The 22,610-nt window shown below is 67.2% G+C and carries 20 protein-coding genes, 1 other RNA gene and 1 pseudogene; 18 read left to right on the top strand and 4 right to left on the bottom strand.

What is annotated here, in order from left to right; all coding sequences use genetic code 11:
- Nucleotides 1-41: 41 nt before the first annotated feature.
- Nucleotides 42-1,304: a transcription termination factor Rho gene (rho, locus tag KY49_RS08495; RefSeq protein WP_006478662.1), complete on the bottom strand. Its 1,263-nt coding sequence runs from the start codon at nt 1,302-1,304 to the stop codon at nt 42-44.
- A 197-nt stretch (nt 1,305-1,501) separates the two neighbouring features.
- A complete protein-coding gene (gene trxA, locus KY49_RS08490) occupies nt 1,502-1,828 on the bottom strand; it encodes a thioredoxin TrxA (protein ID WP_006402348.1) in 327 nt (108 codons plus the stop codon).
- A gap of 367 nt (nt 1,829-2,195) precedes the next feature.
- Here trxA and ffs point away from each other — a divergent pair.
- From ffs to KY49_RS08445, 10 genes are all read left to right on the top strand, one after another.
- An RNA gene (ffs, locus tag KY49_RS34780) (signal recognition particle sRNA small type) lies at nt 2,196-2,294 on the top strand.
- 127 nt (nt 2,295-2,421) lie between these two features.
- Complete coding sequence (gene dnaX, locus KY49_RS08485) at nt 2,422-4,749, top strand: DNA polymerase III subunit gamma/tau (protein ID WP_042584165.1); 2,328 nt, start codon at nt 2,422-2,424, stop codon at nt 4,747-4,749.
- A 93-nt stretch (nt 4,750-4,842) separates the two neighbouring features.
- Nucleotides 4,843-5,169, top strand: a complete 327-nt coding sequence (locus tag KY49_RS08480; protein ID WP_042584164.1) for a YbaB/EbfC family nucleoid-associated protein — start codon at nt 4,843-4,845, stop codon at nt 5,167-5,169.
- A 31-nt stretch (nt 5,170-5,200) separates the two neighbouring features.
- Nucleotides 5,201-5,797: a recombination mediator RecR gene (gene recR, locus KY49_RS08475; protein WP_010092235.1), complete on the top strand. Its 597-nt coding sequence runs from the start codon at nt 5,201-5,203 to the stop codon at nt 5,795-5,797.
- Nucleotides 5,798-5,849: 52 nt separating this feature from the next.
- Nucleotides 5,850-7,055: a CaiB/BaiF CoA transferase family protein gene (locus KY49_RS08470; protein WP_042584163.1), complete on the top strand. Its 1,206-nt coding sequence runs from the start codon at nt 5,850-5,852 to the stop codon at nt 7,053-7,055.
- A gap of 105 nt (nt 7,056-7,160) precedes the next feature.
- A complete protein-coding gene (surE, locus tag KY49_RS08465) occupies nt 7,161-7,922 on the top strand; it encodes a 5'/3'-nucleotidase SurE (protein ID WP_042584162.1) in 762 nt (253 codons plus the stop codon).
- Nucleotides 7,919-8,854 (top strand): protein-L-isoaspartate(D-aspartate) O-methyltransferase, encoded by a 936-nt coding sequence (locus KY49_RS08460; protein ID WP_042584161.1) that lies wholly within the window; start codon nt 7,919-7,921, stop codon nt 8,852-8,854. The genes surE and KY49_RS08460 overlap by 4 nt, the downstream gene beginning before the upstream one ends.
- A 5-nt stretch (nt 8,855-8,859) precedes the next feature.
- Nucleotides 8,860-9,750 carry a peptidoglycan DD-metalloendopeptidase family protein gene (locus KY49_RS08455; protein WP_042584160.1) on the top strand — a complete coding sequence of 297 codons (891 nt, stop codon included), beginning with the start codon at nt 8,860-8,862 and terminating at the stop codon, nt 9,748-9,750.
- A gap of 11 nt (nt 9,751-9,761) precedes the next feature.
- Nucleotides 9,762-10,850, top strand: coding sequence for an RNA polymerase sigma factor RpoS (rpoS, locus tag KY49_RS08450; protein ID WP_042584159.1), 1,089 nt, complete (start codon nt 9,762-9,764; stop codon nt 10,848-10,850).
- The gene (locus KY49_RS08445; protein WP_010092242.1) at nt 10,851-11,627 is read left to right on the top strand and encodes a 3'-5' exonuclease; all 777 of its coding nucleotides are present in this window, start codon (nt 10,851-10,853) and stop codon (nt 11,625-11,627) included.
- 9 nt (nt 11,628-11,636) lie between these two features.
- Here KY49_RS08445 and KY49_RS08440 read toward each other — a convergent pair whose 3' ends face one another.
- Nucleotides 11,637-12,491, bottom strand: a complete 855-nt coding sequence (locus KY49_RS08440; protein ID WP_042584158.1) for an endonuclease/exonuclease/phosphatase family protein — start codon at nt 12,489-12,491, stop codon at nt 11,637-11,639.
- A gap of 70 nt (nt 12,492-12,561) precedes the next feature.
- Between KY49_RS08440 and rlmD the strand changes: the two are divergent.
- A pseudogene (gene rlmD / locus KY49_RS08435) lies at nt 12,562-13,963 on the top strand (23S rRNA (uracil(1939)-C(5))-methyltransferase RlmD).
- 66 nt (nt 13,964-14,029) lie between these two features.
- On the opposite strand, the gene KY49_RS08430 reads toward rlmD, so the two are convergent.
- Nucleotides 14,030-14,728, bottom strand: a complete 699-nt coding sequence (locus tag KY49_RS08430; RefSeq protein ID WP_006761414.1) for a Bax inhibitor-1/YccA family protein — start codon at nt 14,726-14,728, stop codon at nt 14,030-14,032.
- A gap of 249 nt (nt 14,729-14,977) precedes the next feature.
- Here KY49_RS08430 and ndk point away from each other — a divergent pair, with 249 nt between their 5' ends.
- The 7 genes from ndk (at nt 14,978) to bamB (ending at nt 22,449) form a co-directional block, all read left to right on the top strand.
- Entirely contained in the window at nt 14,978-15,403 is a 426-nt protein-coding gene (gene ndk, locus KY49_RS08425; protein WP_010092247.1) for a nucleoside-diphosphate kinase, read from the top strand.
- A 57-nt stretch (nt 15,404-15,460) separates the two neighbouring features.
- Nucleotides 15,461-16,600, top strand: coding sequence for a 23S rRNA (adenine(2503)-C(2))-methyltransferase RlmN (gene rlmN, locus KY49_RS08420; RefSeq protein WP_010092248.1), 1,140 nt, complete (start codon nt 15,461-15,463; stop codon nt 16,598-16,600).
- 166 nt (nt 16,601-16,766) lie between these two features.
- Nucleotides 16,767-17,804 (top strand): helix-turn-helix domain-containing protein, encoded by a 1,038-nt coding sequence (locus KY49_RS08415; protein ID WP_042584157.1) that lies wholly within the window; start codon nt 16,767-16,769, stop codon nt 17,802-17,804.
- Between the two features lie 112 nt (nt 17,805-17,916).
- A complete protein-coding gene (ispG, locus tag KY49_RS08410; protein ID WP_042584631.1) occupies nt 17,917-19,221 on the top strand; it encodes a flavodoxin-dependent (E)-4-hydroxy-3-methylbut-2-enyl-diphosphate synthase in 1,305 nt (434 codons plus the stop codon).
- Between the two features lie 15 nt (nt 19,222-19,236).
- The gene (hisS, locus tag KY49_RS08405; protein WP_042584156.1) at nt 19,237-20,577 is read left to right on the top strand and encodes a histidine--tRNA ligase; all 1,341 of its coding nucleotides are present in this window, start codon (nt 19,237-19,239) and stop codon (nt 20,575-20,577) included.
- Between the two features lie 55 nt (nt 20,578-20,632).
- A complete protein-coding gene (locus KY49_RS08400) occupies nt 20,633-21,262 on the top strand; it encodes a tetratricopeptide repeat protein (protein WP_042584155.1) in 630 nt (209 codons plus the stop codon).
- A gap of 41 nt (nt 21,263-21,303) precedes the next feature.
- Nucleotides 21,304-22,449, top strand: coding sequence for an outer membrane protein assembly factor BamB (gene bamB, locus KY49_RS08395; RefSeq protein WP_042584154.1), 1,146 nt, complete (start codon nt 21,304-21,306; stop codon nt 22,447-22,449).
- Nucleotides 22,450-22,610 lie beyond the last annotated feature (161 nt).

The raw sequence follows: 22,610 nt of genomic DNA, 5'->3' as shown, positions 1-22,610 counted from the left end.
GCGTAACGCGCGGGCGGCCGTCGTATCCGCTGCCGGGGCGATCAGCCGCCGCGGCGCATCAGGTCGAAGAACTCGGAGTTGCTCTTCGTCTGGCGGATCTTGTCGAGCAGGAATTCCATTGCCTCGACTTCGTCCATGTCGTGGATGAATTTGCGCAGCACCCAGATCTTCTGCAGGATCTCGGGCTTGATCAGCATTTCCTCGCGGCGCGTGCCCGACTTGTTCAGGTTGATCGACGGGTAGACGCGCTTTTCCGCGAGGCGGCGCTCGAGGTGCACTTCCATGTTGCCGGTGCCCTTGAACTCTTCGTAGATCACGTCGTCCATGCGGCTGCCGGTTTCGATCAGCGCGGTGCCGATGATCGTCAGCGAGCCGCCTTCCTCGATGTTGCGCGCCGCGCCGAAGAAGCGCTTCGGGCGCTGCAGCGCGTTCGCGTCGACACCGCCCGTCAGCACCTTGCCCGACGCCGGGATCACGGTGTTGTACGCGCGTGCGAGACGCGTGATCGAGTCGAGCAGGATCACGACGTCGTGCTTCATTTCGACGAGGCGCTTGGCCTTCTCGATCACCATTTCGGCGACCTGGACGTGGCGCGTGGCCGGTTCGTCGAACGTCGACGCGATCACCTCGCCCGCGACGGAGCGCTGCATTTCGGTCACTTCTTCAGGGCGCTCGTCGATCAGCAGCACGAACAGGATCACGTCCGGGTGGTTCTGCTTGATCGCGTGCGCGATGTGCTGGAGCATCACGGTCTTGCCCGACTTCGGCGACGCAACGAGCAGGCCGCGCTGGCCCTTGCCGATCGGCGCGATCATGTCGATGATGCGGCCCGTGACGTTCTCTTCGCCGCGCATTTCGCGCTCGAGCGACAGCGGCTTGTTCGGGTGCAGCGGCGTGAGGTTCTCGAACATGATCTTGTGTTTCGAGGCCTCGGGCGGCTGCCCGTTGACTTTGTCGACCTTGACGAGCGCGAAGTAGCGCTCGCCGTCCTTCGGCGTGCGGACTTCGCCTTCGATCGTGTCGCCGGTGTGCAGGTTGAAGCGGCGGATCTGCGACGGGCTGATGTAGATGTCGTCGGTGCTCGCGAGGTACGACATTTCCGGCGAGCGCAGGAAGCCGAAGCCGTCCGGCAGCACTTCGAGCGTGCCGTCGCCGAAGATCGTCTCTCCCGTCTTGGCGCGCTTTTTGAGAATGGCGAACATCAACTCCTGCTTGCGCAGGCGGTTCGCGTTTTCGATCTCCAGGCCGTTGGCCATCTCGATCAATTCGGACACGTGCAGAGACTTGAGCTCGGATAAATGCATACGGGAATCCCGCCAGGGAAGAGAAGCGACGAAAGAAAAAAGGGAGGAGGGCGAGCGGAATCGCTCAGAGGCTTAAATGCGTCTTGTAGACGTTTTTTAATTCTAGCATAGGCCGATTCGCGCTTGAGCGGCCGATCGGCGGCTTGGCGGCGGACGTGTTGCCGGTTGACAACACGTCCGCGAACCTGCGGGTGCTTTTACAGGTGGCTGTCCAGGAACGCGGTCAGTTGCGACTTCGACAGCGCGCCGACCTTCTGCGCGGCGGCCGCGCCGTTCTTGAAGAGGATCAGCGTCGGGATGCCGCGCACGCCGAACTTCGCCGGCGTCGCCTGGTTGTCGTCGACGTTGATCTTCGCGATCTGCAGCTTGTCGCCGTAATCCTTCGCGACTTCGTCGAGGATCGGGGCAATCATCTTGCACGGGCCGCACCATTCGGCCCAGAAATCGACGAGCACCGGCTTGTCGGATTTGACGACGTCCTGTTCGAACGATGCGTCGCTGATGTGTTTGATCTGTTCGCTCATTTGGTCAATACCTCTTTCGGTTCGGGGACTGCCTGCATGGCGCCTTCTCGGCGCGCCTGCCGCCCGGCGGGCGGCAGGCCGCTGCGGCAGGTAGCTCCGCACTCCGGAAAAGAAGGGCGTAAGCGCTGCGTACCGCGGCTCGCGGGTCATTCGGGCGTCATATTAGCCTAAATTGCTATCCGCTGTTGACGGCGATAGTAGCCGCTTCGCGAGTAGGGGCACGTACGCCGAAGACCGTTGCGTCACGGATGTGGAGGCCGGCGCGCAAAATACAAGAGGGCGGTCGCGCCTGTTGCACGCGCCTGCTTTCGCATATTCGTTCGAATAACGATCGCATTCGGCGCAAAGCGGTGATAGAATGCGCCGTGACGGGCCTCCTCGCATGGTGGGCCGGTGAACCTGGTCAGGTCGGGAACGAAGCAGCCACAGCCGTTTTCCGCCAGTGCCGAGGGTCGGGCTCGTCACCTTCCTTCTCGCCCCGTTCGCAGGGCGTTTTTTATTTCCGCTCTCCACGCGCTTTTCACGTTTTCGCATCCGTGTTCCGTACCGTTTCGCGTGTCGGCGCGACGCAGCGTTGCTGATACAATTTCCTGATGACCTATCAAGTTCTCGCACGCAAGTGGCGTCCGAAGGATTTCGCTTCGCTCGTCGGCCAGGAGCACGTCGTCAGGGCGCTCACGCACGCGCTCGACGGCGGGCGTTTGCATCACGCCTATCTGTTTACGGGCACCCGCGGCGTCGGCAAGACGACGCTGTCGCGGATCTTCGCGAAGGCGCTCAACTGTGAAACCGGCGTGACGTCGCAGCCGTGCGGCGTGTGCCGCGCGTGCCGCGAGATCGACGAAGGCCGCTTCGTCGACTACGTCGAAATGGACGCCGCGAGCAACCGCGGCGTCGACGAAATGGCCGCGCTGCTCGAGCGCGCGGTGTACGCGCCCGTCGATGCGCGCTTCAAGGTCTATATGATCGACGAAGTGCACATGCTGACGAACCACGCGTTCAACGCGATGCTGAAGACGCTCGAGGAGCCGCCGCCGCACGTCAAGTTCATCCTCGCGACCACCGACCCGCAGAAGATTCCCGTCACCGTGCTGTCGCGCTGCCTGCAGTTCAACCTGAAGCAGATGCCGGCCGGGCACATCGTGTCGCATCTCGAACGGATCCTCGGCGAAGAGCGGATCACGTTCGAGCCGCAGGCGCTGCGCCTGCTCGCGCGCGCGGCGCAGGGCAGCATGCGCGATGCGCTGTCGCTGACCGACCAGGCGATCGCCTATTCGGCGAACGAAGTGACGGAAACGGCCGTGTCGGGGATGCTCGGCGCGCTCGACCAGACCTACATGGTGCGCCTGCTCGACGCGCTCGCGGCCGGCGACGGCACCGGGATTCTCGCGATCGCCGACGAAATGTCGCTGCGCAGCCTGTCGTTCTCGACCGCCTTGCAGGATCTCGCCAGCCTGCTGCACCGGATCGCGTGGGCGCAGTTCGCGCCGGGCTCGGTGCTCGACGAGTGGCCGGAAGCGGCCGACCTGCGCCGGTTCGCGCAGACGCTCAGCCCCGAGCAGGTGCAGCTGTTCTACCAGATCGCGACGGTTGGTCGTGCGGAACTGGGCCTCGCGCCCGACGAGTACGCGGGCTTCACGATGACGCTGCTGCGGATGCTCGCGTTCGAGCCGGCGGCCGGCGCTGCCGGCGGTGCGCCGGTCGGCCAGGCTTCGGCGCCGCGCGCCGTGCCGGGGCCGCGTGCGGCCGTGTCGGCCGCGAAGCCGGCGGCACCCGCCGAGGCGACGCGCAAGCCGGCGGCAGCCGCGGCGCCGACGGCGTCTGCCGCGCCGGTCGCGCGACCAGCCGCCGATGTGCCTGCCCAACCCGGCGAACGCGCGAGCGAGCCGCCGGCCGTTCCCGCGACAACCGAGACGCCCGCCCCGACCGCAGCGGCTCAGCCGGTCGCGGCAGCCGATGCGTCCGCGGCCGCGCCCGCCGCAGCCGTGAAGAACGACCCGCCCGCGCCGCCGGCGAAATCCGAATTCCGTACCGATGCGGCGGATGCTGCGCCGGCCGAATCCGCGCCGCGCGCCGCGTCGACGGACGCCGCCCCGCGTTCTGCTGCACGCTCGGGTGGCGCCGCCGCGGCGCTCGATGTGCTGCGCAATGCCGGCATGCGCGTGTCGACCGATCGCTCGCGCGCCGGCGCGGCGGCGAAACCGGCCGCGCCGGCCGCAGCGAAACCGGCTGCGCCGCGTCCCGCGGTGCAGGTGCCGACGCCGCGCGCCGCGGCTCGCGCACCGCAGCCTGATACGCGTCAGTCGCCGCCGCCTTGGGAAGACATTCCGCCGGACGAGTACGTGCCGCTCAGCGCGGACGAGATGTTCGGCGGTCCGCCCGACGACGGCTTCGTGCCGGTGTTCGACAGCGGGTCGGACGACGTGCGCGTCGCGCCGAAGCCGGCCGTGTCCGCGCCGGTCGATACGCGCCCGTTGCCGCCTGCGATCGCGCTCGATCCGATCGGTTTCGACGGCGAGTGGCCGGCGCTGGCCGCGCGGCTGCCGCTGAAGGGCGTCGCGTACCAGCTCGCGTTCAACAGCGAGCTGACGGCGGTCGACGCGACGACGCTCAAGCTGTCCGTGCCGGTGCCGCAGTACGCGGATGCGGCGCAGGTCGCGAAACTGAAGGCTGCGCTCGCGGATGCGCTCGGCAAGCCGGTCGACGTCGCCGTCGAGGTCGGGCCCGCGCGGCGCACCGCGGCGGCGCTCGACGCGGCCGCGCGCGCGGCGCGCCAGCGCGAGGCGGAGCAGGAGATTCACGCGGATCCGTTCGTCCAGCAGCTCGTGCGTGACTTCGACGCACGCATCGTCGACGGCTCGGTGCGTCCGCTCGCGGATGCCGCCGCATCGGCGGACGGCGCGTCGCCGACGCTGCATTGAACGGACCGTGCGGCGACGGGCACAATCACGCCCATGCACATTGCCGGCACGCGCCGCGTGCCGGTTTTCACACGATCAAGAAGGAGTATTCCCATGTTGAAAGGCAACATCGCCGGACTGATGAAGCAAGCGCAGCAAATGCAGGAAAACATGAAGAAGATGCAGGAGCAGCTTGCGCAGATCGAGGTCGAAGGGCAGTCGGGCGCGGGCCTCGTCAAGGTGACGATGACCTGCCGCAACGAAGTGCGCCGCGTGGCGATCGACCCGAGCCTGCTCGCGGACGACAAGGACATGCTCGAGGATCTCGTGGCTGCCGCGTTCAACGACGCCGTGCGCAAGGCCGAAGCGACGTCGCAGGAAAAGATGAGCGGCATGACGGCCGGCCTGCCGCTGCCGCCGGGCTTCAAGCTGCCGTTCTGAGCGGCGCTTCCGTCCAGGCATCCGTCGACGTATGAAACAGCCGTCCGCCTTGTCCGCCCTCGTCGAAGCGCTGCGCGTGCTGCCCGGCGTCGGGCCGAAATCCGCGCAACGCATGGCGTACCACCTGATGCAGCACGATCGGGAGGGGGCGGAGCGGCTCGGCCGTTCGCTGCTGTTCGCGACCGAGCACCTGCAGCACTGCGAAAAGTGCAATACGTTCACGGAGGCGCAGATCTGCGAGGTCTGCAGCGATACGGAGCGTGATCCGACGCTACTGTGCGTCGTCGAGACGCCGGCCGACCAGATCATGCTCGAACAGACGATGACCTATCGCGGGCTGTATTTCGTTCTGATGGGGCGGTTGAGCCCCCTCGACGGCATCGGCCCGAAGGAAATCCATTTCGACCGGCTGGTGCGGCGCGCGTCCGACGGCATCGTCAAGGAGGTCGTGCTCGCGACCAACTTCACGAACGAAGGCGAGGCCACCGCCCACTATCTCGGCCAGACGCTGAAGGCGCGCGGGCTCGCGGTGACGCGTCTCGCGCGCGGCGTGCCGGTCGGCGGGGAGCTGGAATACGTCGACGCGGGCACGATCGCGCGCGCGATGCTCGACCGCCGCACGATGTAACGCTACGGCCGCCGCCGATCTGGCGGCGCCGTTCCTCATGCCAGGGAGACACATGAGCACCAGCCAGGGCCCGCTCGCGGGCGTCAAAGTGCTCGAATTCGGTACGCTGATCGCCGGGCCGTTCGCGTCGCGGCTCTTTGCCGAATTCGGCGCGGAAGTCATCAAGATCGAGGATCCGAACGGCGGCGATCCGCTGCGCAAGTGGCGCAAGCTGCATCCGGAGACGGGCGGCACGTCGCTGTGGTGGTCGGTCCAGGCGCGCAACAAGAAATCGGTCACGCTCAATCTGAAATCGGACGCCGGCAAGACGATCGCGCGTCAGCTCGCGCGCGACGCGGACATCGTGATCGAGAATTTCCGCCCGGGCTTGCTCGAGAAGCTCGGGCTCGGCTACGACGTGCTGTCGGCCGAAAACCCCGGCCTCGTGATGGTGCGCCTGTCCGGCTACGGGCAGACCGGCCCGTATCGCGACCGGCCCGGCTTCGGCGCGATCGCCGAATCGATGGGCGGACTGCGCCACATCACCGGCTACCCCGACTTGCCGCCGCCGCGCATCGGCATCTCGATCGGCGATTCGATCGCCGCGCTGCATGGCGTGATCGGCGCGATGATGGCGCTGCATCATCGCAACATGAACGGCGGCGCGGGGCAGGTGGTCGACGTCGCGCTGTACGAAGCGGTGTTCAACATGATGGAAAGCGTCGTGCCGGAATACGGCGTGTACGGGATGGTGCGCGAGCGCACCGGCGCGTCGCTGCCGGGCATCGTGCCGTCGAACACCTACGCGTGCCGCGACGGCAGCATCGTGATCGGCGGCAACAGCGACCCGATCTTCAAGCGGCTGATGAAGGCGATCGAGCGCGACGACCTCGCCGACGATCCGGCGCTCGCGCGCAACGACGGGCGCGTGCCGCGCACACAGGAGATCGACGACGCGATCGCCGCGTGGCTCGCGCCGCGCACGATCGACGAAGCGCTCGCGGTGCTCAACGCGGCGGACGTGCCGGCCGGGCGGATCTACAGCGTAGCCGACATGTTCACCGATCCGCAGTTCGTTGCGCGGCAGATGATCCAGCGCTTCAAGCTCGCCGACGGCACCGACATTCCGCTGCCGAACGTCACGCCGAAACTGTCCGGCACGCCGGGCGAAACGCGCTGGCTCGGGCCCGAGCTCGGCGAGCATACCGACGAGGTGCTGCGCGGTCTTGGCTATGACGCGCAGGCGATTGCGGCGCTGCGCGAAGCCGGCGCGATCTGACCGGGAAGGCCGCCGCGCAACGCGGCGGCGCATGGCGCGCGAGCACGCGTCTGCGCGGGCCGGACTGTCGCTCTCGCGCCATCTTTCCTCGGTTACAATCGCCGCATGCGAATCCTACTCAGCAACGACGACGGCTATCTCGCCCCCGGTCTCGCGGCGCTTCACGACGCGCTGCAGCCGCTGGCCGAACTCACGGTGACGGCGCCCGAGCAGAACTGCAGCGGCGCATCGAATTCCCTGACCTTGTCGCGACCGCTGTCGATCCAGCGCTCCGCGAGTACGGGTTTCTTCTATGTGAACGGCACGCCGACCGATTCGGTGCACATCGCGCTGACCGGCATGCTCGATACGAAACCGGACCTCGTCGTGTCGGGGATCAACAACGGCCAGAACATGGGCGAGGACACGCTCTATTCGGGGACAGTTGCGGCGGCGACCGAAGGCATCATGTTCGGTGTGCCCGCGATCGCGTTCTCGCTGGTCGACAAGGACTGGGCGCATCTTGCCGACGCCGCGCGCGTCGCCGCCGAGATCGTGCAGCACTATCTCGCGCATCCGCTGCCGGGCCAGCCGTTGCTGAACGTCAACATCCCGAACCTGCCTTACGACGAGCTGAAAGGCTGGAAGGTCACGCGCCTCGGCAAGCGTCATCCGTCGCAGCCGGTGATCCGCCAGACCAACCCGCGCGGCGAGCCGATCTACTGGATCGGGCCGGCAGGGGCGGCGCTGGATGCGAGCGAAGGCACCGATTTCCATGCGGTCGCAAACGGTTTCGTATCGATCACGCCGCTGCAGCTCGATCTCACGCATACGCACATGCTGCCCGCGACGCACGACTGGGTGCGCGCCGGGGGGCGCGCTTCATGAGCGGCGAGCGCGCGAAGCGGTTCCCGCTCGCGCTCGAAGACCTCAAGCGGGCGCCGCGCAAGGCCGAGGGCCGGGCGGGCGAGCGCCATGCTGCGGGCGACGGCACGCGCCAGCGGTTGTCGGCCGGCGCGTCCGCGCGAGGCGGGACGGTGGCGACGCCGCGGGCGTCCGAGCCGCCCGGCGCGTCCAGGCCGGGCGCGGCGCCTGCGCCCAAGCCGGCTGCTGCGCCGAAGGCTGCCTCCAGGCCCGCGATGCAAATGCAGAATGCCGCGCTCGCCGGCGCGCATGCGCTGACGTCTGAACGCGTGCGCGAACGGATGGTCGAACGGCTACGCGCAAACGGCGTCGCTGACGCCCGCGTGCTGGAGGCCATGGCCGCGGTGCCGCGCCACCTGTTCGTGGATCCCGGGCTCGCGACGCAGGCCTACGAGGATTCCGCGTTGCCGATCGGCCACCAGCAGACGATCTCGAAGCCGTCGGTCGTCGCGCGGATGATTGAACTCGCGATGGCCGGCCGCACCCTCGAGCGCGTGCTGGAAATCGGCACCGGCTGCGGCTACCAGGCCGCCGTGCTGAGCCATGTGGCGCGCGACGTGTATTCGATTGAACGCATCAAGCCGCTCTACGAGCGCGCGAAGCTGAACCTGCGGCCGCTGCGCGTGCCGAACATCCGTCTCCACTACGGCGACGGGCGTGTGGGCCTGCCGTCCGCGGCGCCGTTCGACGCGATCGTGATCGCCGCGGCCGGGCTCGATGTGCCGCAGGCGCTGCTCGAGCAGCTGGCGATCGGCGGGCGGCTCGTCGCGCCGGTCGGCGGGCAGAGCGGGCAGCCCCAGGTGCTCACGCTCGTCGAGCGCGTCGCGCCCGCACAGTGGCGGGAGTCGCGGCTTGATCGCGTTTTCTTTGTCCCTTTAAAATCCGGAGTAATTTGAAACCGATGAGTATGTTGCGCGCGATGCAAAACAAACGTTCCAAGGAACCGCTCACGCTCGCCCAGCGCGCGATCTGTGTGGCCGCGTTCACCACGCTACTGGCCGCCTGTGCGACGCGGCTCGACAACGCGCCCGTCGTCGACCGCTCCGGCTCGCTCGGCACGGCGCCCGCTGCGCAGCCGGCGGTTCCGCTCGGCCCGCCTCCTCCGGGTTACTACCGTGTGAAGCCGGGCGATACGCTGTACCGGATTGCACTGGAGAACGGACAGAACTATCGCGACATCGCCGCGTGGAACAACCTGGCGAATCCGAATCAGATCGAAGTCGACCAGCTGTTGCGCGTCGCGCCGCCGGGCGGCGCGGCAGCCGCCGCTGTTGCGCCGGGCGCCGCGCCCATCACGGGCGGCGCCGTCGCGACCGCGCCGCTGAGCAGCGGCCCGGCCACGCCGGCCCGCGGCGCGTCGGCAGCCACCGCTGCGTCGCCCGCTGCCGCGGCGGCGTCGAGCGACACGTCGGCGACGCCGAGCGGCCCCGTCACGTTCGCATGGCCCGCGCGCGGCCCGGTGCTGAACAATTTCGACGACGCGAAGAACAAGGGCGTCAACATCGGCGGCGCGTCCGGCGAGACCGTGAAGGCGGCGGCGGACGGTCGCGTCGTCTACGCGGGCAACGGCCTGCGCGGCTACGGCAACCTCATTATCATCAAGCACGACACAACTTACCTCACGGCATATGCACACAATCGCGCTTTGATGGTAAAAGAGGGGGACGCGGTGACGAAGGGGCAGAAGATCGCCGAGATGGGTAATAGCGATGCCGACCGCGTGATGCTGCATTTCGAGGTTCGCCGTCAGGGTAAACCTGTCGATCCGCTGAAGTATTTGCCGCCTCAATAACCGAGACGACCATGCCGAAATCGAAGCGCCACGAGCCGCAAGCCGAGTCTGAGAACCTCAGTCGCGCCACGCAAGCATCGGTGGGGCGCACTGGCGCTTCGACGGACGACGAAGAGGACGTCGCGGACAACGAGCGCGAGTTCGAGTCGCGCGACGCCGACGCGGACGGCGGCGACGACGAGCGTGAAGGCAGCGCGGAAGCGTCGCCCGAACTGGACGATTTCCGGGCGATGCTGCAGGCGGAGCTGACCGCCGACACGATCCAGCATTACCTGAACCGCATCAGCGTCAAGCCGCTGTTGACCGTTGAGGAAGAGCAGCGCTATTCGCGCCTCGCGAAGGCCGGCGAATTCGAGGCGCGGCAGGTGATGATCGAGCGCAATCTGCGGCTCGTCGTCAGCATCGCGAAGGGTTACCTGAATCGCGGCGTGCCGCTGCTCGACCTGATCGAGGAAGGCAATCTCGGCCTGATGCACGCGATCGAGAAGTTCGACCCGACGCGCGGCTTTCGTTTCTCGACCTATGCGACGTGGTGGATCCGGCAGAGCATCGAGCGGGCGATCATGAATCAGGCCCGCACCGTGCGCCTGCCGGTGCACGTGATCCGCGAACTCAACCAGGTGCTGCGCGCGAAGCGCCACCTCGAAAAGAACTCGATGTCGACGGGCGAGGCGGCCGAGCGCCGCGAAGCCAGCATCGACGACATCGCCTACCTGACCGGCAAGACCGCCGAGGAAGTCACCGACATCCTTGCGCTGAACGAGCACACCGCGTCGCTCGACGCGCCGCTCGATCTCGATCCGGCGAGCAGCCTGCTCGATCTGCTGCCGGACGACCAGAGCCAGTCACCGGACGCCGAAGTGCAGCACCGCGAGCTCGAGACGCTCACGCGCGCGTGGCTGTCGCGGCTGTCCGACAAGCACCGGCACGTGATCGAGCGTCGCTTCGGCCTGAACCACATCGAACCGGCGACGCTCGAGGAACTCGCCGACGAAATGGGGCTCACGCGCGAGCGCGTGCGGCAGATCCAGCAGGAAGCGCTGGTGCGCCTCAAGCGGTTCTTCGCCTCCAATGGCGTTCGCAAGGACGCCGTTCTGTAAATGACTCCGATTCTGGTTTTTGACATCGAGACGATTCCCGATGTCGACGGCATTCGCCGTCTCGACGATCTGCCCGCGACGCTCGACGACGCCGCGGTAGCCGAACACGCGTTTGCCGCCCGCCGCGAGAAGACCGGCAGCGATTTCCTGCCGCACCATCTGCAGCGCGTCGCGGCGATCTCGTGCGTGTTCCGCGACGCCAACGGCTTTCGCGTGCGCTCGCTCGGCACGCCGCAGGACGGCGAAGCAACGCTGATCCAGTCGTTCTACCGCGTGATCGAGAAATATACGCCGCAGCTCGTGTCGTGGAACGGCGGCGGCTTCGACCTGCCGGTGCTCCATTACCGCGCGCTCGTGCACGGCATTCCCGCGACGCGCTACTGGGATCTCGGCGAGGACGACCGCGATTTCAAGTGGAACAACTACATCTCGCGCTATCACTCGCGGCACACCGACCTGATGGATCTGCTCGCGATGTATCAGGCGCGCGCGAACGCGCCGCTCGACGCGCTCGCGAAGCTGTGCGGCTTCCCGGGCAAGCTCGGGATGGACGGCAGCCAGGTCTGGACCGCGTTCCGTGAAGGGCGGATCGAGGAGATCCGCAACTATTGCGAAACCGACGTCGTCAATACCTATCTGCTCTACTGCCGGTTCCAGCTGATGCGCGGCGGCCTGACGCCGGACGAGTACGCGAACGAGATCCTGCTCGTCAAGAACGCGCTCGCCCAGGAGCTTGCGCCACACTGGGCCGAGTATCTCGCCGCCTTCGACGCGTAGCGCACGCCGTCAATTCAGCTCGAGCACGATCGGCTGGTGATCGGATGCGCGCAGGTCGCCGTCGATCTCGCAGCGCGCGACGCGCGGCAGCAGCGTGTCGGTGACGAACACGAAGTCGCACGCAAGCGGCCCCTCCGACCATTGCACGGTGTCGTAGACGCCGGCCGTCGGCGGCGGCGCGACGCCCGGATGCAGCGCCGCCCACGCGTCGACGAAGCGCGGCGCGCCTTCGACCGGTTCGAGAAAGCGCCGATACGCGTCGCTGTCGTATGCGCTGTTGAAGTCGCCGCAGACGATCGCGTCGCGCGGCTGCGCGGTCGCGCTGAACGGGCTGTCCGCATGCTCTGCGCGCGCGGGGCGGTCCGCATGCGCGCACGCTTCCCGATGCCGGTCGTGCAGCGCATCGACCTGCGCGAGCCGCTGCCGGGCGGAATAATATTCGAGATGAGTGGTGGTCACGCGCAGCGGGCCCGACGCGGTTGCCAATTCGACTTCGAGCGCAACGCGCGGCATCGACGGCGCGGCATCGTCGGCCGGCCACGGCAGCAGCCGGCGCATCACGCGCCCGACCGGCAGGCGGCTGGCGATCGCGTTGCCGAACTGGCGGCGCGGTGCGCCGGGCGCGGTGGGCGGCAGGTCGGCGCCGATCGCCTCGACGACCGTGAAGCCGGGCAGCAGCGCGGCGAGCTCCGCGAACTGGTCCGGCCCGGGATGGCCAGCCAGCGCGCCGAACCCGCGCGTGACTTCCTGCAGGCACAGCACGTCGAAATCGCCGAGCCCGCGGGCGGCGGCGATGGTGCGGGGGAGGTCGACGACGCCATCCGCGTCCCGACCCCATTGAATGTTCCAATCGATCAGTCGCATGGTCGAATCTCCATGGTGAGGCGGTGCTTCGTCTACAATCTCGCCTTTCAACGTTTGTCAGGAAAAGCTGGTGTCTGAAGCCGCCCCCACTTCTGCGCGCAAATTGAAAAGCGTGCCCGCCGCGCCCGATAGCGCCCCGGTTCTCGAGATCGAATCGCTCGACATGGAAGCGCGCGGTGTCGGCCGCATGACGACCGAGAATGGCGAGCCCGGCAAGGTCATCTTCGTCGAGGGCGCGCTGCCCGGCGAGCGCGTGACCTATTCGAGCTACCGCCGCAAGCCGAGCTACGAGCAGGCGCTGGTTGTCGATATTCTGCGCCCGAGCGTGATGCGCACGGAGCCGAAATGCAAGTTCTTCGGCACCTGCGGCGGCTGCTCGATGCAGCATCTCGACATGCGCGCGCAAGTGGCGATCAAGCAGCGCGTGCTCGAGGACAACCTGTTGCATCTCGCGAAGCTGCGCGCGGAGACGATGTTCGCACCGATCCATGGTCCGTCGTGGGGCTACCGCTACCGCGCGCGCGCCTGACCGTGCGCAACGTCGTGAAGAAGGGCGGCGTGCTGGTCGGTTTCCACGAAAGGAAGAGCAGCTATGTGGCCGACATGACGAGCTGCGAGGTGCTGCCGCCGCACGTGTCGGCGATGCTCGTGCCGCTGCGCCGGCTGGTCGAGGGGCTGTCGATCCGCGATCGCATGCCGCAGATCGAGCTCGCGGTCGGCTCACAGGTCACGGCGCTCGTGCTGCGCGTGCTGGAGCCGATCAACGCGGCCGACGAAGCGCTGCTGCGCGCGTTCGCCGACGAGCACAAGGTGCAGTTCTGGCTGCAGCCGAAGGGCCCGGATACGGTGACGCCGTTCTATCCGCTCGACGTGCCGCTCGACTATACGCTGCCCGAGTTCGGCATCCGCATGCCGTTCAAGCCGACCGATTTCACGCAGGTCAACCATCAGATCAACCGCGTGCTGGTGGGCCGCGCGCTGCGCCTGCTCGCGCCGTCGCGCGACGATCGCGTGCTCGACCTGTTCTGCGGGATCGGCAATTTCACGCTGCCGCTCGCGCGCCTTGCGCGCGAGGTGATGGGCATCGAGGGCAGCGAAACGCTGACGACGCGCGCGCGCTTGCGAACGCGCGCGAGAACGGCGTCGACGGCCATACGACGTTCGCGTGCCGGAACCTGTTCGAAGTGAGCGCCGACGACATCCGCGCGCTGGGCGCGTTCGACAAGTTCCTGATCGATCCGCCGCGCGAAGGCGCGCTCGCGGTGTCGAAGGCGCTCGCGGACATCGCGCAGAGCGGCGAAGGTCCGCTGCCGCGCCGGATCGTCTACGTGTCGTGCAACCCGTCGACGCTCGCGCGCGACGCGGGCCTGCTCGTGCACGAGGCCGGCTACCGGCTGAAGGGTGCGGGCGTCGTCAACATGTTCCCGCATACGTCACACGTCGAATCGATCGCGCTGTTCGAGCGCGACTGAGCGCGCCGGAGGCGGACGTAAAAAAACCGGCCCGAGGGCCGGTTTTTTGCCGGTGCGCGGCGAACGTCAGTTGCGGTTGCCGCCAAAGATGCCGAGCAGCGCGAGCAGGTTCGTGAACACGTTGTACAGGTCGAGGTAGATCGCGAGCGTTGCGCTGATGTAGTTCGTCTCGCCGCCGTTCACGACGCGCTGGACGTCGAACAGCATGTACGCGGAGAAGATCGCGATCGCGAGCACCGACACGGTCAGCATCAGCGCCGGCAGTTGCAGGAAGATGTTCGCGACCGACGCCAGCAGGATCACGATCACGCCCATGAACAGCCACTTGCCGAGACCGGAGAAATCGCGCTTGCTGACCGTGGCGATCGTCGCCATTGCCGCGAAGATGATGCCGGTGCCGCCGAATGCCAGCATGATCAGCGACGGGCCGTTCGAGAAACCGAGGATGAAGCTGAGCAGGCGCGACAGCATCAGGCCCATGAAGAACGTGAAGCCGAGCAGCACGAACACGCCGGCCGCGCTGTTCTTCGTGCGTTCGATCGCGAACATGAAGCCGAATGCGATCGCGAAGAATGCGAGGAGGCTCATCATCGGGCTGGTGGCCGCGAACAGCGAGAAGCCGGTCGCGACGCCGACCCAGGCCCCCAGCACCGTCGGCACCATCGACAGCGCGAGCAGCCAGTACGTGTTCCGCAGCACGCGGTTGCGAACCTCGGCGGTGCTGACGGAGCCACCGCGGCCGAAATTGTACGGATAGTCGTTCATGGTTTCTCCTAACATTGAACGCGTGGGCGTCCGGGGCCGGTTCGGCGCGCGCGGTGTGCGGCGCAGCAAACCGGAACAGCTATGGCTAAGATATGTTCCGCGCCGGGAGGTTTCAATGGCCGAGCGGCGCAAAACACATGGATTTGGAACCTTTCGCGTGTGTAAGGGTTCAATCGCAATGATACACGGGATCGTGCTACAATAGCGGATTCATTTGGAAGTGTAACTTCTTAATTTCTTGGAGTTTTTATGGCAATCGAGCGCACCCTGTCGATCATCAAGCCGGATGCGGTGGCAAAGAACGTGATCGGCCAGATCTACAGCCGTTTCGAAGGCGCCGGCCTGAAGGTCATCGCAGCGCGCATGGCACACCTGTCGCGCGCTGATGCAGAGAAGTTCTACGCAGTCCACGCGGCGCGTCCGTTCTTCAAGGACCTCGTCGATTTCATGATCTCGGGCCCGGTGATGATCCAGGTTCTGGAAGGTGAAGGCGCGATCCTGAAGAACCGCGACCTGATGGGCGCGACGGACCCGAAGAAGGCGGAAAAGGGCACGATCCGCGCCGACTTCGCCGACAGCATCGACGCGAACGCCGTGCACGGCTCGGACGCACCGGAAACGGCAAGCGTCGAAATCGCGTTCTTCTTCCCGGAAATGAACGTCTACTCGCGTTAAGCACTGACTGAGCATTCAGGCAGGCAGGATTCAGCGCACGCGGCAAGGCAGCACATCATGACGAGCGAAACTTCCGTCAATCTTCTCGACTTCGACGCCGAGGGCCTTGTCGCGTATTGCGGCAGCCTCGGCGAGAAGCCGTTCCGCGCCAAGCAGTTGCAGCGCTGGATCCACCAATACAACGCCGGCGATTTCGACGGCATGACCGATCTCGCGAAGTCCCTGAGGGAAAAGCTCAAGGGCCGCGCATCGATCGTGATGCCGGATATCGTCAGCGACCACGTTTCCACCGACGGCACGCGCAAGTGGCTGATCGACGTCGGAAATGGCAATGCGGTCGAAACCGTGTTCATCCCGGAAGAGACGCGCGGCACGCTGTGCGTGTCGTCGCAGGCCGGGTGTGCGGTGAACTGCCGCTTCTGCTCGACGGGCAAGCAGGGTTTCTCCCGCAACCTGTCGACGGCTGAAATCATCGGCCAGCTGCGCATGGCCGAATTCGCGCTGCGCGCTTCGCTCGGCCGCGCGCCGGGCCCGAACGGCAAGGCCGAACGAGTGGTCACCAACGTGGTGATGATGGGCATGGGCGAGCCGCTGCTGAATTACAGCGCGGTCGTGCCGGCGATGCGGCTGATGCTCGACGACAACGCGTACGGGCTGTCGCGCCGCCGCGTCACGCTGTCGACGTCCGGCGTGGTGCCGATGATGGACCGCCTCGGCGCCGAGCTGCCGGTGGCGCTCGCCGTGTCGCTGCACGCGCCGAACGATGCGCTGCGCGACATGCTCGTGCCGCTCAACAAGAAGCACCCGCTTCGCGAACTGATGGCCGCGTGCCAGCGCTATCTGAAGGTGGCGCCGCGCGACTTCATCACATTCGAATACTGCATGCTCGACGGCGTCAACGACACCGAAGCGCATGCGCGCGAACTGCTGGCGGTGACGCGCGACGTCCCGTGCAAGTTCAACCTGATCCCGTTCAATCCGTTTCCGGAGTCGGGGCTCATCCGTTCGAAGCCGGAGCAGATCAAGCGCTTCGCACAGATCCTCATCGACGCGGGCGTCGTCACGACGGTGCGCAAGACGCGCGGCGACGATATCGACGCCGCGTGCGGCCAGCTGGCCGGTGCGGTGAAGGATCGCACGCGCCTTGCCGAGCGCACGGGCGCAGCAGGAAAAATAATCGAGGTCCGGGCGGTTTGACGGGGCCGCCTAGGCGGAATGCCCGGACTATTTGGCGGTACAACACGCGAATAGCGATCGGACGCGGCGCCTCGTGCGCCGCGCATGGTATGGACGACGCGCGGGCGCCGCGCCGGCAGGAGCCGGATGCGCCCGCCAGTGAAGAAGAATCGACGCGAGGAATAGGATGAGTGAGCCGCAGCCGTCAAACGGCGCAGAGACGAATGCCGCGAAGCCGGCAACGGCTGGACTGGAATCGCTGACGGCCGTCGGGGGACGGCTGGCGCAGCTTCGGGAGGCGAAGGGCTGGACGGTCGACGACGTGTCGGCGCGGCTCAAGGTCGCGCCGCAGAAGCTGCGGGCGCTCGAGTCGGGCGACATCAGCCATTTGCCCGGCGTGACGTTCGCGATCGGAGTCGTGCGCAGCTACGCGAAGATGCTCGGCGTCGATCCGGAACCGTTTGCGCAGGCGCTGCGCCGCGAGCGCGGCGAGCCGGAGGTGGATCTGTCGATGCCCGCGTCGTCGGGGACGGATCTGCCGCGCGGCCGCGTGTCGATTCCGCTCGGCGGCTCGTCGCGTCATCGGCCGTGGCTGTGGGGCACTGCGGCGGCGGCGGCCGTGCTGATCGCGGCGGCGATGTGGCACACTGGCGGCGATTCGTCGAACTGGCTCGCGCGCTTCAAGAGCGGCGCGGTGCAGGGCGGCGCGTCCGCCGCATCGGCGCCGGTCGCGTCGGCGGCGGGCGCCGACGCGGCGAGCGCGGGCGGTGCATCGGTCTCGGCCGCAGTCGAGGCGTCGGCGCCGGCCGTGACGGCAGCGGCGCCGCAGGTGGTCGCATCGGCAGCCGCGCCGCAAGTCGTGGCTTCCGCCGTGCCGGCCGCGGCCGAGCCGGTGTCGCAGCCCGCGGCGGTAGCGCCTGCGGCAAGCGCGGTCGTGGCGGCCGCGGCCCAGCCGGCGAGCGTCGTGGTTGCGGCCGGCCAGTCGATGGTCGAGCTGAAGGTCAAGCAGGACAGCTGGTTCAGCGTGCGCGACAAGAGCGGCAAGGAGCTGTTCTCGGGGCTGGTGCGCGGCGGCGAGACGAAGCAGGTCGCGGGTGACGGTCCGTTCAAGGTCACGATCGGCAACAAGGCGGGCCTCGATGCGATCGCGTTCGAAGGCAAACCGGTCGATCCGGCAAAATATTCGGCAGCGCGGGGTAACGTGGCACGGTTCACGTTGCCCTGACGGCAAGCGCCGTGGCGAGGGTCTGTGACGTGCGTCGACAGACCCTGAAGGCACGGCGCTTTTTCAATTCATGCGCCGCAACGCGGCGCATTCGGCGTAAATGGATCTATCGATGCAATCCGAAGCTCAATCCCCACGCAGCAGCCAGATTTGTTCAACCGAGCCGGTGTTCGGCGGGCATGCGCCGCGCCGCGTATCGCATGCGGTGAACGTCCGCTGGGGCGGAACGCTGGTGACGATCGGCGGTGATTCGCCGGTGCGCGTGCAGTCGATGACGAATACCGACACCGCGGACGCGATCGGCACGGCCATCCAGATCAAGGAGCTCGCGAACGCGGGTTCCGAACTCGTGCGCATTACGGTCAACACGGCCGAGGCGGCGGCGGCCGTGCCGGCGATCCGCGAGCAGCTCGACCGGATGGGCGTGACGGTGCCGCTCGTCGGCGACTTCCATTACAACGGCCACCTGCTGCTGCGCGACCATCCGGGCTGCGCGGAGGCGCTGTCGAAGTACCGGATCAACCCCGGCAACGTCGGCCAGGGCGCGAAGCGCGACACGCAGTTCGCGCAGATGATCGAGGCGGCGATCAAGTACGACAAGCCGGTGCGGATCGGCGTGAACTGGGGCAGCCTCGACCAGGACCTGCTCGCGCGCATGATGGACGAGAACGGCGCGCGCGCGCAGCCGTGGGATGCGCAGAGCGTGATGTACGAAGCGCTGATCCAGTCCGCGATCGGCTCGGCGGAGCGCGCGGTCGAACTGGGCCTCGGCCGCGACCGCATCGTGCTGTCGTGCAAGGTCAGCGGCGTGCAGGACCTGATCGCCGTCTACCGCGAGCTCGCGCGCCGCTGCGGCTTCGCGCTGCACCTCGGGCTGACCGAGGCGGGCATGGGCTCGAAGGGCATCGTCGCGTCGACGGCGGCGCTCGGCGTGCTGCTGCAGGAAGGGATCGGAGACACGATCCGCATTTCGCTGACGCCGGAGCCGGGCGCATCGCGCACGGGCGAAGTGGTCGTCGGCCAGGAAATCCTGCAGACGATGGGCCTGCGCTCGTTCGCACCGATGGTGATCGCGTGCCCTGGCTGCGGCCGCACGACGAGCACGCTGTTCCAGGAGCTCGCGATGCAGATCCAGACCTACCTGCGCGAGCAGATGCCGGTCTGGCGCAAGGAATATCCGGGCGTCGAGACGATGAACGTCGCGGTGATGGGCTGCATCGTCAACGGCCCGGGCGAATCGAAGCACGCGAACATCGGCATCAGCCTGCCGGGCTCGGGCGAGAACCCGGCCGCGCCCGTCTTCATCGACGGCGAGAAGGTCAGGACGCTGCGCGGCGAGCGCATCGCCGAGGAATTCCAGCAGATCGTCAGCGACTACGTCGAACGCAATTACGGCCGTGCGGCCGTCCAGAACTAATTCGTAACAGACACGATGACTGAACAGAAACGCAAGATCGAGAAGCTCGCGGGCGTCAAGGGCATGAACGACATCCTCCCGCAGGATGCCGGCCTTTGGGAGTTCTTCGAAGCCACCGTGAAGTCGCTGCTGCGCGCTTACGGCTACCAGAACATCCGCACGCCGATCGTCGAGCACACGCAGCTCTTCACGCGCGGCATCGGCGAAGTCACGGACATCGTCGAGAAGGAGATGTACAGCTTCACCGACGCGCTGAACGGCGAGCACCTGACGATGCGTCCGGAGAACACCGCCGCCGTCGTGCGCGCGGCGATCGAGCACAACATGCTGTACGACGGCCCGAAGCGCCTGTGGTACATCGGCCCGATGTTCCGTCACGAGCGTCCGCAGCGCGGCCGCTATCGCCAGTTCCACCAGGTCGGCGTCGAGGCCCTCGGCTTCGCGGGCCCGGACGCGGACGCGGAAATCATCATGATGTGCCAGCGCCTGTGGGACGACCTCGGCCTGACCGGCATCAAGCTCGAGATCAACTCACTGGGCCTCGCGGAAGAGCGCGCGGCGCACCGCGTCGAGCTGATCAAGTATCTCGAGCAGCACGTCGACGCGCTCGACGCCGATGCGCAGCGCCGCCTGTATACGAACCCGCTGCGCGTGCTCGACACGAAGAACCCGGCGCTGCAGGAAATCGTGCGGAACGCGCCGAAGCTGATCGACTTCCTCGGCGACCACTCGCGCGCGCACTTCGACGGGCTGCAGCGCCTGCTGAAGGCGAACAACATTCCGTTCACGATCAACCCGCGTCTCGTGCGCGGCCTCGACTACTACAACCTGACCGTGTTCGAGTGGGTCACCGACAAGCTCGGCGCGCAGGGCACGGTCGCCGCCGGCGGCCGCTACGATCCGCTGATCGAGCAGCTCGGCGGCAAGCCGACCGCCGCGTGCGGCTGGGCGATGGGCGTCGAGCGCATTCTCGAGCTGCTGAAGGAAGAGCAGCTCGTACCCGAGCAGGACGGTGTCGACGTGTACGTCGTGCACCAGGGCGAGGCGGCGCGCGAGCAGGCGTTCATCGCCGCCGAGCGTCTGCGCGACACGGGCCTCGACGTGATCTTCCACTGCAGCGCCGACGGCGCGCCGGCGAGCTTCAAGTCGCAGATGAAGCGTGCCGACGCGAGCGGCGCCGCGTTCGCGGTGATCTTCGGCGAAGAAGAGATCGCGAACGGCACGGCGGGCGTGAAAGCGCTGCGCGGCACGGGCGAGGAAGGGGAAAAGAACGCTCAGCAGACCGTACCGGTCGAAAGCTTGACCGAATTCCTAATCAATGCGATGGTTGCATCCGCCGAAGACGGCGACGACTGATCGCGCTGGCATTCGCTCGACAAGAAAGGCCTGAACAGGAAGGAATCGCTCGCCGATGAGTTACCACGACGAACAAGAATCGATTGAAAGCCTCAAGGCGTGGTGGGCCCGCTGGGGCAACCTCACCACGTGGATCGTCCTCGCGGCGCTCGTTGTCGCGGCCGGCTTCAACGGCTGGAATTTCTGGCAGCGTCGCCAGGCCGCGCAGGCATCGGGGCTGTACGAGCAGGTGCAGAAGGCCGCCGCGTCGAACGACAAGGCAACGATGGCCCGCGCTGCCGCCGACATGGAAGACAAGTACGGCGGCACGCCGTATGCGCAGATGACGGCGCTCGCGGCCGCGAAGGTGCTGTACGCGGCGGGCGACGCCGCGGGCGCGAAGACGCAGCTGCAATGGGCGGTCGATCACGCGAAGGACGACGAGTACAGGCAGATCGCGAAGCTGCGCCTCGCGTCGCTGCTGCTCGACGAGAAGGCGTACGACGCGGGGCTCGCGCTGCTGTCCGGCACGCCGATCGATGCATTCAAGGGCCTCGTGGCCGATCGCCGCGGCGATCTGCTCGCCGCGCAAGGCAAGGCGGACGATGCGCGCGCCGCGTACAAGCTCGCGCTCGACAGCCTGCCGAAGGAAGACATGTCGGCGCGCCAGCTCGTGCAGTTCAAGCTGGACGCGCTGGGCAGCTGAGCCACGGCTTCCTCAACCTCTTAACTTTGCTTCGCTAACCGATGAATTTGCTGAAACGTTACGCTGTGCCCGTTGCCTGCGCGGCGGCCGTCCTGGCACTGGGGGCCTGCTCGTCGACGAAGGACGCGCGTCGCGTGCCGACGCCGCTGACCGAGTTCAAACCCGCCCTCGACGTGCAACAGGTCTGGTCGTCGAGCGTCGGCAAGGGCGGCCGCTACCTGTTCTCGCCGGTGGCGGTGGGCGACGCGGTCTTCGCGGCCGGCGAAAACGGCTCGGTCGAGAAGATCGATGCAAAGACCGGTCAGCGGATCTGGCGCACCAAGCTCGACTCGGACCTGTCGGCGGGCGTCGGCAGCGACGGCAACCTGACCGCGGTCGGCGCGCTGAAGGGCGGCGTGTTCGTGCTCGGCCCGGACGGCAAGCTGCTGTGGAAGACGAGCGTGCAGGGCGAAATCTTTTCGCCGCCGCTCGTCGGCAACGGCCTCGTGATCGTCCGCACGATCGACGGCCAGGTGATCGCGTTCTCCGCGCAAACCGGCGAACAGAAGTGGAACTACCGCAACCGCGCGGTGCCGCTGAACCTGCGCGTGTCGGCGGGCATGACGTTCGCGGGCGACGCCGCGGTGCTCGCGGGCTTCCCGGGCGGCGGCCTCGTCGCGATCAACCTGCAGACGGGCGAACCGTACTGGCAGACGCCGGTGTCGTTTCCGAAAGGCGTGACGGAAGTCGAGCGGATCAACGACGTCAGCGGTCCGCCGACGCTCGTCGGCGCGCAAGCGTGCGCAGTGACGTTCCAGGGGCAGCTCGGCTGCTTCGATGCGAACTCGGGCCGCCCGGTGTGGGAGAAGGCGTTCTCGAGCCGCAGCGGCATCGCGCAGGACGACTCGGTGGTCGCGGGCGGCGACGACTGGTCGGTCGTCACTGCGTATGACGCGGCGAGCGGCAACGAGCTGTGGCGCAACACCAAGCTGAAGAGCCGCGACGTCGGCGTGCCGTACCTGCTCGGTCATGCGGTCGTGATGGGCGACTACAAGGGTTACGTGCATTTCCTGTCGCGCGAGGACGGCTCGTTCATCGCACGGATGAAGACCGACGGCAGCCCGATCACGGCGGCGCCGGTCCTCGCGGGCAACACGCTCGTCGTGCAGACGAACGACGGCGGGCTGTACGGCTTCCGTCCGCGCTGACGACGCGACGGCGCGCTCGCCGGGCGTGGCGGTTCGCCGCACGGCGCGCCGCGCATCACTTGAAGGCGGCCGGGTGCTCCCGGCCGTTCGGTATTTGGAAGGCAGTACGAGACGAAAGATGGACGGCGCGCGTCGCGCGCCGGGCGCGCGCATCCGGCGCG

It is taken from the genome of Burkholderia sp. MSHR3999 (assembly GCF_000833595.1).
GTDB lineage: Bacteria > Pseudomonadota > Gammaproteobacteria > Burkholderiales > Burkholderiaceae > Burkholderia > Burkholderia ubonensis.
Note: the sequence above shows the minus strand (reverse complement) of the source record. Positions and strands in the feature narration are given on the sequence as shown.